Consider the following 12,574-nt stretch of genomic DNA (forward strand, 5'->3'; position numbering starts at 1 on the left):
TTATTTAGAGGCCCAGACCGGACTTCACTTCTGCAAGTGCCGGTTTGCCGTCGACGGTGGTCACACCGTCGAGCCATGCGTCGAGCTGCGCCGGGTTCTCCTTGATCCACTTCGTAACGGCGTCCTTGGCTTCCATGCCGTCATTCAGGATCATATTCATCATCGTGCTTTCCATTTCCGTGTTGAACTTCAGGTTCGACAGGAAGCGCGAGACATTGGGACAATCCGCAGCATAACCCTTGCGGGTCAATGTTTCGACAGTCGCAGCCCCATCTTCCGGGCCGAACAGGTTCTCGCCATTTTGCAGATAGGTCAGCTTGTAGCGAATGTTCATCGGATGCGGCGTCCAGGCAAAGAACACGACGGGCTCTTCCTTGCGCACAGCGTTCTGGACCTGTGAAAGCATGGCCTGCTCGCTCGACTCTGCAAGCTGGAAATCCTTGAGACCGAACTTGTCCTTCTCGATCATCGACTGGATCGTGGCATTGGCGCTGCTGCCGGCCTCGATGCCGTAGATCTTGCCGCCAAGCTGGTCCTTGAATTTCGCTATGTCTGCATAGGTCTTGATGCCGAGGTCCTTGCCCGTCGCCGCAAGACCGATCTTGGCGCCTTCAAGATTTATGCCGGCCTGCTCGATCACCTTCTTGTCCAGATAGGGTTTGCGGGCTTCCTCCTGAAGCGGCATCCAGTTGCCGAGGAAAATGTCGATCTGTCCGTTTTCCAGGGACTGGAAGGTGACGGGCACCGAAAGAATGGTCGTTTGCGGCTGATAACCGGCCTTTTCCAGCAACAGCGAAGCGAGCGCCGTTGTTGCGGTAATGTCGGTCCAGCCGACATCGGAGAATTTGGGCGCCTTGCAGGTTTCGCTTTCGGCGGCGTGCGCCTGCACACTGGCAAGACTAGCGACGCTTGCAGCAAGCAAAAGAAATAGGTGTTTCATTCTCTTCTCCCCTTTGTTTTTATTGGAAACAACATGATAGGGAAAACAGGAAACGCCTCTTCGCAATATGCGCAATCATCTTTGCGTTTTGCGCAGCCTTTGGCCCTCAACTGGCCGGGTTGGTTTTAGAAAGCTGCGCAAAACCGGGACAAGATTTACTTGCCCGCACCATATTGCGCGTCGCTGACATGCTCCATCCAGTCCACAACCTTGCCGTCGAGCTGTTCCTGAATGGCGATGTGGGTCATGGCGTTGCTGGCCGATGCGCCGTGCCAGTGTTTCTCGCCCGGCTCGAACCACACGACGTCGCCGGGCCGGATTTCCTCGATCGGCCCGCCCTCGCGCTGCACGAGGCCAAGCCCGGCAGTCACGATCAGCGTCTGGCCAAGCGGATGCGTGTGCCAGGCCGTGCGCGCACCCGGCTCGAAGGTCACGGTCGCAGCCGCGGCACGCCTGGCATTGTTTGGAGAGAACAGCGGATCGATACGGACATTGCCCGTAAACCAGTCGGCTGGACCTTTGCCGGAAGGATCGGTTCCGTTTCGCTTGATATCCATGGCGCATTTCCTTTCGAATATGAGAGGTGCACCATAGATCAAGTTGGCGGGGAGATCAGCGCCTTTTGGCGGGCTGTCCCTGCAAAATCACGTTATGCCGTTTTTCAAGCTCGACGTTGACCGCCTCGATTTCCTGCGCCTTGCGCGCATCATCCCATCCAAGCTCACGCGCAAGAATATTGGCGATTGCGGCAAGATTGCCGGTCGTCAGCGCGCCGTCGATTGCAAGCGTGGTGCGCCGCAAAACGACGTCCGCCAGATGCACGACAAACTCGTTGCGCGCGATCCATGCGATTTCCGTCGCGCTGACGGTATCGGTTTCAGGCAGCATCGAGACCGGAGCCTCGGCTTCTTCCCGGAGGATGGGCAGGGCCGTGGTGCCATAACGCTTCAACAGGGTTTCGACCCGTGCGGCAGGCAGCCGTGTTTCGGTGGCATATTTCGTCACCCAGGCCTTGCGGGCGCGATCATCGGCAGGATAGTTCCTGCCGCCGCCAATGGCGAGGTTGCGCGTGGACACTTGCCGCGTCTTGCCGAACCGGGTCAGAACCTTGTCGGCCACTTCCTCGGCGAAGCCGCGGAATGTGGTCCACTTGCCGCCAACCAGCGCAATGATCGCGAATGGACGTTCACTATCCGGCTCGATGACGGGCGCGGAGTGATCGCGGCTGATGAGACCCGGTTCAGAAGCGTTGGAAGCGGGAAGCGGGCGGATGCCGCTATAGGTATAGACGATCTGGCTGCGGTCGAATTTGAGCTTCGGCAACAGCGAGCGCAGGCTGTCGATGAAATAATCGGTCTCGTGATCGTCGCAGCGCACATTGTCGGGATCGTCTGACGGAATGTCGGTGGACCCCACCAGCGCCAGACCGTGATAGTCGTAGACGAGACAGATGCGCCCGTCATCTGCCTCGAAATAGATCATCCGCCCGTTCAGGCTCTTCACCAGTTCGGGATGATCGACAAGAATATGCGAGCCCTTGGTGCCGCCGATCATCTTGGTCGGTTTGCCAAGCGCGGCATTGACCCGGTCGATCCACGGACCGGCTGCATTGATGACGAGCTTCGGCCTGACGGCGAACTTCGCCCCGTCCGGCCCCTCGAAACCGACCGTGCCATTTTCGGCGGAAACGAGCGCCGTGAAATTGGCGGCGGCGCTTTTCGGATTGGCGCGCAGGCCGTCGCTGACGAGTTCATAGACCAGACGTTCCGGCTGGCTGACCTTCGCGTCGTGATAGATGCCGCCCGCCACGATTGCAGGCGTGATATAGGGCATTTCCTTCGTCGCCGTTTCCTTCAGCAGAAAACGGTGGCGCGGCATGACGCGTTCGCGCGCGCCAAAATAGTCGTAGAGCGCCAGGCCGATCTTGATAAGCACGGCGCCACGGCTGCGCGGCGCGGTCGTCGAGCCGAACAGGGTGCGCAGCGCCGCCGTGATACCCTTGGTCCACGAAAAGACGGGAATAAAGGTTGGCAGCGGCTCGACATTGTGCGGCGCGTTCTTCAGCAGGAGATTGCGCTCCAGCGTGGACTGCGCCACAAGGCCGAACTCGCCGGTTTCCAGATATTTCAATCCGCCATGGATAAGCCGCGACGGGGCGGCGCTCGTGCCGGAACCGAAATCCGCCTTGTCCACGATGAGACAATTCACGCCCTGTTCGCAAAGATCGCGATAAAGCCCCGCGCCATTGACGCCCGCGCCGAGGATGAGCACATCCACGCCCCCGGCTTCAAGCTGCCCGATGCGGTTCTTCATGTCGGCATGACTTACGAAATCGTTCATTTCAATTCTCTCTGAGGCGCGGGACACGCCCTTCATTTCAATCCGTGAGGGCTTCGATCTTCGGCCAGATCGGCCCGAGTGCCGACGCGATTTCCTTGAACAGCTGATAGCGCTTTTGATAGAGCGCGCTCCGCTCCGCATCCGGCTGATAGGTCCGCCCGATGGCATCGAGATCGCGCGGGTCGCTGTAGACATCGGCAAAAACGCCAGCGCCTTTGCCAGCGCAAAGCGCCGCGCCCCACGCCGCAGCCTCGTCCGTATCCGTTACGGTAACGGGCATGCCGAGCACATTGGCGAACATCTGTGCAAAAGCCGGGCTGCGCGACACGCCGCCGGTAAGTCGCGCGGCTGAAATTGCGAAACCATCCTTCAGGTGATCGACATGGATGCGGTGGTTGAAGGCAATGCCTTCCCACACGGCACGCAGCATGTCGCCTCGATCCTGCCAGCCGCGCAGACCGAAAAACGCACCGCTCGCCATCGCCCCATAGGGCGAGCCGAAAAGATAAGGGTGGAACATCGTTGTCGAAGGCTTGGCCAATGCGGCATCAATTTCCGGACGCAGCATGTCGTGGATCGAACGCCCTGTTTCCTCCGCCTCGCGGCGTTCCGCCGGGCAAAGCTTGTCGAGAAACCAGTCGTAATTGGCGGTCGATGCGGGCGAGATCGACATATTGTTCCATTCGCCGGGCGCAATGCCGTTGCGGCAGAACCAGCTTTTATCGACGCGGGGTTCGGACGACAGCGTTTCGTTGATGGAATAGGTCCCGGCAACCACGGCAACGGTCCCGATGCCAAGCCCGCCCACGCCGAGCGCGGAGGCCGTCACGTCGTGCAGGCCGCCGACAACCGGCGTACCGGCGACGAGACCGGTGCGCTTCGCGCATTCGGCGGAAACATTGCCCACGATCTCATCAGAGCGCGACATGGGCGGCAGCGCATCCCAAAGCGCGTCGAGCCCGAACAAGGCGAGCGCTTCCTTCGAATATTCCTGCGTGTTCACATCGGTAAACGAAGTGGAGGCTTCGGTGCGATCCGTACCCACGTCACCCGTGAGACAGAAGCGCAGCCAGTCCTTGCAGGCGATCACATGGGCGATACGGTGATAACGTTCCGGCTCGTTTTCCTTCACCCACGCCAGAATGGCCGATGGTGCCGACGCATGGGGCAACTGGCCGGTTATGGCAATGGCGCGGTCCGCGACAGGGCTGTTCACCCAGCGCTCCGCCACATCCACGGCGCGGCTGTCGAGCGAGAGGATGCCCGCGCCGAGCGGTCGGCGGTCCTTATCCAGCATATAGATGCCGTCGCCATGCGCAGTCGTGGCGATTGCCAGAATGTCGGAAGCTGGCCGTCTGCTTTTGGCGATGGCTTCAGCAATCGCATCGGCGGTCGCGCTCCAGAATTCATCCATGTCGCGTTCGACATGGCGCGGGCGCGGGAATGATTGCGCCACACGGCGGCGCGCAACGGCAAGGGTGGTTCCGTCAACGTCGAACAATACGGCTTTGGTGACGGTGAGGCCGCTATCGATTCCGAGCAGAGAAGGCATGTATCGTATTCCTGATAAATATGCTGAGGCTATTCCTGCGTGCCACCCGTCCGGGCGCGCGCAACCACCACATTGATGCCTTGCGCTTCCATCCGCTCGATATGCGCAAAAGGCGTATCTTCATCGACGATGACGACATCGAAATCGGTCAGCGCACCGAAATTATGGAGGGCGCGCCGCTCGAACTTTGTATGGTCGGCCAGCAGGATGCGCTTGGCGGCGCAATCCAGCATGGCGCGCTTGGTCTCCACCATTTCCGGGGATTGATGGAACAGAAGATCGTCGGTGATCGCGGCAATCGATATGAAAGCCACATCGGCGCGAAGACGGCGAATTTCATGGATCGTCATGCCGCCCACAAATGCGTTGCACCAGTTATAAAGCTGGCCGCCCAGCCCAAGCAGCGTCACGTCCTTCATGTCGCGCACTTCGTTCATCAGGATGAGCGAATTGGTGATGACGGTAAGCGGCCCCTTTTCCGGCAGATGCGGCACCATTTGCAGGACGGTGGTGGAATCATCGAAGAAAATCGCCTGGCCGGGTTCGACGAACTGCATCGCAGCTTCGGCGATCAGCTTCTTTTCTTCCGACTGGCGGGTGACGCGATAAAGATCGCTTGCCTCGATGAGGCTCGTGGGCGCCGCCGACACGATGCCGCGCGACTTGCGAAACAGGCCGCGGCTTACCAGTTCATCGACGTCGCGATGCGCCGTCATCAGGCTGATGCCGAACCGCTCGGTAAGGTCCTCGATACGCATCGAGCCTTCAGCCATTACAGTTTCAGCAATCTGCTGGCGTCGGACGAGCTGACGCGCATGCCGGCTGTCATTCGGCACCTGCCCCGTCATGAGGCCATCGGTCATCAGCTTGTCAATGCTTGCTTTGTTGCTCACTGCCATGCCTGCCACTTGTCCCCATGCTTGCGCGTTCCAAACGCATCGGAATCGCCGGATAGGCTTTATATTGCGCCGTCTTCAGCCCCGAAATCCAGCGAGTGATTGCGGGGAATTTCCTGAGAAGAGGACTTTCAGAATACGCATCCCGAAAGCATTTCGGCTGTCGGGATGCGCCTTTTCAAACCTTACTGTTCCAGAACGAACGGCGAGGTATACTTGTCGACATTGTCCTTGGTGATCAGGATGCAGTCGAAGAGCTGCTTTTCGTGATCCACGCCGGTCTTGCCGGTCTTGATGAAGTTGTCGGCCTGCTTGACGGCAGCTTCCGAGAACACGGCAACCGGCTGCAGAACGGTGTACTGCAGTTCACCGGCCTTGATGGCTGCAACCGCATCCGGCGAACCGTCGAAACCACCGACCTTCACCTGGTCCAGCTTGCCAGCCTTCTTCAGAGCGGCAATCGCGCCCAGAGCCATTTCGTCGTTACCGGAGATAACGCCAATAATGTCCGGGTTGGCCTGAAGCAGGGCCTGCATCTTGTCGTGACCCTGGGTACGGTCCCAATTGGCCACGTCCTGACCGGCCTTCACCAGATCCGGATACTGCGACAGAACGGTTTCATAGCCGTTCGAGCGCGTTGCGGCGTTGTTATCCGATGGCGAACCGAACAGCTCGACATACTTGCCCTTGTCGCCAACGCTTTCGACCCACTGGGTCGCACCGATGGCCGCACCCTGTGCATTGTTGGAAACGAGCTGCGCCTTGGCCAGACCTTCCTGGTTGATTTCCGCGTTGACGAGGAAAACCGGAATATTGGCGGCGATTGCACGCTTGACCGCGCCGACCGAACCGTCCGCATTGGCCGGGTCGAGAATGATTGCCACCGACTTGTTGGTGATGGCGGTGTCGATCAGGTTGCTTTCGGTGTTGGTGTCGCCCTTGTGGCCACCGACAACAGCCTTGTAGCCGAGACCTTCAGCGGTCTTCTTGGCGATTTCACCTTCGGTGAACCAGTACGGGTTGGATGGATCGTTGACGATGATCGTCATCAGTCCTTCGGCCCAGGCCGAGCTGGCGATGAGAGGCAACGCTGCCGCCGCGGCGAACAGAACGCGCATTCCCTTCTTGAACATGGTCTCACTCCCTTAACATTTTCGTTTGCGTTATGCCGGTTCCCCGGCGGTACTCATTTCCATCAGGCCGTTTTCGAGATTTCGTGCCCTTTTGGAAGTCTTTCGATACGCCCGGCTGTTTTCGCGGCTTCGTCCGGAACGGTGGAAAGAGCCGCTACCGATCATCGCCGGGAGTATTGAATGCTGTTGAGCAGAACCGCGAGCACGATGACCGCGCCGGTAAAGACGGTCTGCCAGTAGGAGGAAACGCCGATAATCACGAGGCCGTCGGAAAGGAAACCGATCACGAAGGCGCCGAGAAGCGTCCCCTGGATAGTACCGCGCCCCCCAGTGAGCGCAGCGCCACCGATAACCACGGCAGCGATTGCCGTCAGTTCGTAGGTGGTGCCTGCCGTCGGACCTGCCGACGTCAGCTGCGAAGAAAGAACCAGACCGGCGATGGCGGCGCAGATGCCGGAAATGACGTAAACCGACACCTTGACGCGCTTGACCGGAACGCCGGACAGTTCAGCCGCACGTTCATTGCCGCCCGATGCATAGAGCCAGCGGCCGAATGCGGTGCGGTTGAGAACGATTGCGCAGATGATGGCCAGAACCGCCAGAACCAGAACGCCGATCGGCACGCCGAACAGCTTGTTGAAACCGAGCCAGTCAAAGCCTGTATTGCCAAGCTCCGGGCGTCCGCCGAGATTGTTGTAGGTCAGACCGTTGGTCATCAGCAGCGCCACGCCGCGGGCGCAGTAGAGCACGCCGAGCGTCGCGACGAAGGCCGGAACGCGCAGATAGGCAATCAGCACGCCATTGACCGCGCCGACGAATGCGCCAAGCGCACAGGTGATCAGCACAACCGCCCATACCGGGAAATAGAGGATGATACCGAATTCCTGCAGCGTCACGCCCTGCATCAGGAAACCGGCGACCACACCGGCAAGGCCCAATGTGGAGCCGACCGAAAGGTCGATGCCGCCATTGAGAATGACCAGCAGCATGCCGATGGCAAGCAGGCCGAAAATGGCCACGTGCGACGACATGATGAGGAAATTGTCGACCGTAAAGTAATAAGGCGAAAGGAACGAGAAAACTGCGATGATCGCGATCAGTGCAAAAAATGCACGACCTTCGAGCAGCAGATGCACGAGGCCGGGTTTCCGCTTCGCGCCGTTCGGAGCCGCTGTTTCCTTGTTGGTGCTTGTGACTGACATTCTATCAGTGCTCCATGACTATTTTAGTGACCGACCATGGCTTCGCCCGAGGCGGCCATGATCTTTTCCTTGGACACGTCCGATCCGAATTCGGCGGAGATGCGCCCACGGTGCATGACGATGATACGGTGCGCGATGCTGAGGCATTCGCCGACTTCCGAAGTCGTGTAGACCACAGCCAGTCCCTGCTTCGCCTTTTCGGCCAGAAGCTTGAACACTTCCGCCTTCGCGCCGATGTCGATGCCGCGGCTCGGCTCATCAAGCAGGATGACTTCCGGCTCGGTCGCCAGCATCTTGCCGATCACGACCTTCTGCTGGTTGCCGCCCGAAAGCGAACCGATGGCCGCTTCGCCGCCATCCGTCTTGATGTGCACATTCCTGATCGACTGATCGACGATCTGCTTTTCGCGTTTGCGCGATGTGAAAAGACCCTTGGTCATTTCGGCGATGCTGGCGAGCGACAGGTTCTTGCCGACCGTCATCGTCTGCACGAGACCGTCGCGCTGGCGGTCTTCCGGCACCAGCACAAGCCCCTTTTCGATGCGTTGCGCGATGGTGAGGCCGGAAACATCCCGCCCTTTCAGAAGCACACGTCCGCCGCTTGCCCTGAGACGACCGGCGATAGTTTCCAGCAGTTCCGTGCGACCGGCACCCATGAGGCCATAGATGCAAACGATTTCACCGGCGCGCACATCGAGCGACATGCGGTCGACCACCGAGAAGCCCGCGCCGCCCGGATCGGGAACGGTCAGGTTTTCGACGGAGAGCGCCACATCGCCCCAGTCATATCCGGTCGGCGGCGAGCCGAGATCGAAATTCTCGCCGACCATGTTGCGCACGATCCATTCCAGATCGATTTCCTCACGCGGCGCGTAGGCCGTCATGGTTCCGTCGCGCAGCACCACCGCATGGTTGGTGATCTGCAGCGCTTCTTCCAGATGGTGCGAGATATAGACGATGGCGACGCCGCGCGCCGTCAGGTCGCGAATGACCTTGAACAGAACTTCCACTTCCGAGGCGCTGAGCGCCGAAGTCGGTTCGTCCATGATGAGGATGCGCGAATTGACCGAAAGCGCGCGGGCGATTTCAACCACCTGCTGCTGGCCGAGGCGAAGTTCCTCAACCGGCGTCAGCGGGTCGATGTCCTCTTCCAGCTCCTTCAGAAGCTCGCGCGTCAGCCGTTCTTCCTCGGCAAAATCGACGCCGGTGGCGGTGCGGATTTCTCGCCCCATGAAGATGTTGTCGCGCACATTCATGTTGGGCGCGAGGCTCAGCTCCTGATGGATGATCGAGATGCCATGGTCACGCGCTTCGGTGGACGAGTTGAACGTTACCGGTTCGCCATCAAGGATGATCGTGCCGGAAGTCGGCTGGATGACGCCCGAAAGCACTTTCATCAGCGTCGATTTGCCTGCGCCGTTTTCGCCGAAAAGCGTCGTGACCTGACCACGGCGGATTTCAAAATTCACGCCCTTCAGGGCATGAATGCGCCCGTAGGATTTGGCGACGTTGTGCGCGGCAAGAACGACATCGCCGTTTTTGCCTTCGATTTTCGGAGCGGTGCTCATTTCACTTCGAGCCCCACCGGCGTGACGAGCCAGTTTTTCGGATTGACGACCTTGAACACGCCGACAACCGTTACGGTCTTGCCGACGAGATTTTCCACGTCGACGCCCGCAAGCACCTGCTTCTTCATCTCATTGTTCAGGGCCGAACCGGCATTCTGATATTCGATCTGGTTCTTGAACTGTCCGAACTGGATTTCGCCGGTCGCGTCGCGCAGGTCCGTACCGTTGACGGCGGGACCGGTCTGAACGCGGATCGCCACACCTTCCGGCAAGCCATCGACCTTGATGACATTGTAGTTGGACTTGCGCTCTTCGACCGTGCCGGTGAACTTGACCGGGATGACCGGATTGACGTCGCCAACGCCATATTTCTTTCCGGCCGCAGCCTTGTCAGCGACAAGCGCATTGCCCACTTCGACGGCATCGACGGCGCGCTGCTCGACGCTGGCCTTGACCTTGGGGAATTCGGAAGCGCCATAGGCATCGGGAGAGAAAGCCTGCTGGCGCACATCGGAATCAGACCCGATCTTCACGACCTTCGTGTCGAAAGCAATCGCGCCGACAACCACAACCGCAGCGATCACGCTCCAGACGATGGCGCGGCTCAGCTTGGCGGGTTTTTGTGAAACTTGACTGGTTTGTGCACTCATTATCAAACGCCTTCAGCAATTCTGCCGGATTGTCGTTATTGAAACAGAAGATGCGGCTGAAATCAGACCGCCCGGAGACTATCCTTGACCATCGTTTCCGCGCTCGCCGGGTAGACGAAAGCCTCCGCCGGAGCGGTGCAAGATGCGACGGACGAGAGCATGATATCCTCCACGTGAATCCAGGGCCGCTCCTCCGTGCATCCTGGAACAGATGCGCCGCGATCGGAACTTATGATAGCGGCGTGTTATTAACTCCAATAATGATGTTATAAAGCTCGAAAGCTGTCAATCCGATGTTTTCGAAACACCCGCCAATTAGCACAATTTCACGCTGAATCACGTTCACGATCCAGGGAAATCCACTACATAATTCGTTATCGCTGGCAGCATTCACAGCACTATCTTTTCCAGGAGAGCCCCAGCCCACCCTAACTGAAGTAAACATTTTTCTGTTTTATTTTCAATAAGATGTATAGAATTTGCACGACGCAAGAGGACGATCCAACCGCGAAAAACATGGCAAATACCGCATCTGAAGGCGTAGCGACTTTCCCCACATTCACTCTTTGGTGAAAAAAAATGCGCGCTCTCGAAAATTTTACAGACAACATGATAGTGTTATGTTATCTCCAGCATACGCCATTGCCCGATTTCATTATAAACGGGGCCGCGAGCGATGCATTTTCAGTCGCGGGAGGAATCCAAATGTCAATAAAGGCACATACCCGCCATGCGTGAGACAGGTGACATCATCATCGGGATCGACGCAGGCACATCCGTGCTCAAGGCGGTCGCTTTCGATCTCCGTGGACGCCAGATTGAGTCTGCTGCGGTTCGCAACAAATACGATACCGGCGATCACGGCGCCGTTACTCAATCGCTTTCCCAAACGTGGCAGGACTGCGCGCGCGCCCTGCGCGATCTTGGCGCCAAGGTGCCGGGCCTTGCCGAACGCACGGCGGCGATTGCCGTCACCGGACAGGGCGATGGAACCTGGCTTGTCGGCCGCGACAACCAGCCTGTAGGCGACGCATGGCTGTGGCTCGATGCCCGTGCCGCCTCGACCGTCACGCAGCTTGCCGCAGGCCCGATGAACCGCGCGCGCTTTGAAGCGACCGGCACCGGGCTTAATACCTGCCAGCAGGGCTCGCAGATGGCGCATATGGACGCCACCGCGCCGGAGCTTCTCGACAATGCCGAAGCGGCCCTTCACTGCAAGGACTGGCTCTATCTCAATCTCACCGGCGTTCGCGCCACCGATCCCTCGGAAGCAAGCTTCACCTTCGGCAATTTCCGCAATCGGCAATATGACGATGTGGTGATCGAAGCGCTTGGCTTGCAGAAGCGGCGCAAGCTGCTGCCGGAGATCATCGACGGCACCGAGGTCCAGCATCCGCTATCCCCCGAAGCGGCAGCTGCGACGGGTCTGCGGGCGGGAACGCCGGTGAGCCTTGCCTATGTGGACATGGCGATGACAGCGCTCGGGGCTGGCGTGCGCGGCGGCACGGCAGGCGCCGGGTGCTCGACCATCGGTTCGACAGGCGTGCATATGCGCGCCAAGCCGGTCGCCGATATTCATCTGAACAAGGAAGGCACCGGCTACGTCATCGCGCTGCCGATCCCCGGCATCGTCACGCAGGTGCAGACCAACATGGGCGCGACGATCAATATCGACTGGATATTGCAAGTCGCAGCCGACCTTATGTCGACGCCGGACAAGCCGGTTTCGCTTGGCGATCTCATTCCGCGCCTCGACGACTGGTTCAACGCCAGCCGTCCGGGCGCCATCCTCTACCATCCATATATTTCGGAAGCAGGCGAGCGCGGCCCCTTCGTGAATGCCGATGCACGGGCCGGCTTCATCGGCCTTTCCAGCCGCGACCGTTTTCCGGAACTGGTGCGCTCGGTCGTGGAAGGCCTCGGCATGGCGACACGTGACTGCTACGCCGCCATGGGCGAAATGCCTTCCGAACTGCGCATTACAGGCGGCGCTGCGCGCTCGAAAGCGCTGCGCAGCACGCTGTCGGCTGCGGTCAACGCGCCGGTGCGTGTTTCGGCCCGCGAGGAAGCGGGTGCCGCTGGTGCCGCCATGATGGCTGCGGTCGCCATCGGCGCCTATCCGAGCATGGACGATTGCATCGCCGAATGGGTGGAGCCGCTTTTGGGCGCGAGCGAAGCCCCGGATGCGGCGCGCGCCCGGCATTATGAAGAACTTTTCGTTGCCTATCGGGAAGCGCGGCTGGCTCTCACGCCGGTCTGGGACAAACTCGCTTCCGGCAAATAAGGAAACATT

The 12,574-nt window shown here is 59.4% G+C and carries 10 protein-coding genes and 1 pseudogene; 2 read left to right on the forward strand and 9 right to left on the reverse strand.

Annotation, left to right across the window (positions count from 1 at the left end; genetic code table 11):
* Nucleotides 1-4 precede the first annotated feature (4 nt).
* The 9 genes from choX to J9800_RS15910 all read right to left on the reverse strand — a co-directional run bounded on the left by choX (nucleotide 5) and on the right by J9800_RS15910 (nucleotide 10,281).
* Nucleotides 5-940 (reverse strand): choline ABC transporter substrate-binding protein, encoded by a 936-nt coding sequence (choX, locus tag J9800_RS15870; RefSeq protein WP_114215982.1) that lies wholly within the window; start codon nucleotides 938-940, stop codon nucleotides 5-7.
* A gap of 155 nt (nucleotides 941-1,095) precedes the next feature.
* Entirely contained in the window at nucleotides 1,096-1,497 is a 402-nt protein-coding gene (locus J9800_RS15875; RefSeq protein ID WP_114215983.1) for a (R)-mandelonitrile lyase, read from the reverse strand.
* 55 nt (nucleotides 1,498-1,552) lie between these two features.
* Entirely contained in the window at nucleotides 1,553-3,280 is a 1,728-nt protein-coding gene (locus J9800_RS15880) for a glycerol-3-phosphate dehydrogenase/oxidase (RefSeq protein ID WP_114216123.1), read from the reverse strand.
* A 37-nt stretch (nucleotides 3,281-3,317) separates the two neighbouring features.
* The gene (locus J9800_RS15885) at nucleotides 3,318-4,832 is read right to left on the reverse strand and encodes an FGGY-family carbohydrate kinase (RefSeq protein WP_114215984.1); all 1,515 of its coding nucleotides are present in this window, start codon (nucleotides 4,830-4,832) and stop codon (nucleotides 3,318-3,320) included.
* A gap of 29 nt (nucleotides 4,833-4,861) precedes the next feature.
* Entirely contained in the window at nucleotides 4,862-5,731 is an 870-nt protein-coding gene (locus tag J9800_RS15890) for a DeoR/GlpR family DNA-binding transcription regulator (RefSeq protein WP_114215985.1), read from the reverse strand.
* A gap of 182 nt (nucleotides 5,732-5,913) precedes the next feature.
* On the reverse strand, nucleotides 5,914-6,861 hold the full coding sequence (locus J9800_RS15895; protein ID WP_114215986.1) for a D-ribose ABC transporter substrate-binding protein: 948 nt from the start codon (nucleotides 6,859-6,861) through the stop codon (nucleotides 5,914-5,916).
* A 161-nt stretch (nucleotides 6,862-7,022) separates the two neighbouring features.
* Nucleotides 7,023-8,063, reverse strand: a complete 1,041-nt coding sequence (locus tag J9800_RS15900; RefSeq protein WP_114215987.1) for an ABC transporter permease — start codon at nucleotides 8,061-8,063, stop codon at nucleotides 7,023-7,025.
* A 23-nt stretch (nucleotides 8,064-8,086) separates the two neighbouring features.
* Nucleotides 8,087-9,631, reverse strand: coding sequence for a sugar ABC transporter ATP-binding protein (locus J9800_RS15905; protein ID WP_114215988.1), 1,545 nt, complete (start codon nucleotides 9,629-9,631; stop codon nucleotides 8,087-8,089).
* A complete protein-coding gene (locus tag J9800_RS15910; protein ID WP_114215989.1) occupies nucleotides 9,628-10,281 on the reverse strand; it encodes a DUF2291 domain-containing protein in 654 nt (217 codons plus the stop codon). Before J9800_RS15910 ends, J9800_RS15905 begins: the two co-directional genes overlap by 4 nt.
* Here J9800_RS15910 and J9800_RS22125 point away from each other — a divergent pair.
* Together J9800_RS22125 and J9800_RS15915 are read left to right on the forward strand one after the other, a co-directional pair.
* Nucleotides 10,261-10,366 (forward strand): annotated as a pseudogene (locus J9800_RS22125) (ATP-binding protein); the annotation flags it as partial. The gene J9800_RS15910 and the pseudogene J9800_RS22125 sit on opposite strands and share 21 nt — an antisense overlap.
* A gap of 645 nt (nucleotides 10,367-11,011) precedes the next feature.
* Nucleotides 11,012-12,565, forward strand: a complete 1,554-nt coding sequence (locus tag J9800_RS15915; RefSeq protein WP_114215990.1) for an FGGY-family carbohydrate kinase — start codon at nucleotides 11,012-11,014, stop codon at nucleotides 12,563-12,565.
* The last annotated feature ends 9 nt before the right edge of the window (nucleotides 12,566-12,574 follow it).

The organism is Ochrobactrum sp. AP1BH01-1 (assembly GCF_018066705.1).
Lineage (GTDB): Bacteria > Pseudomonadota > Alphaproteobacteria > Rhizobiales > Rhizobiaceae > Brucella.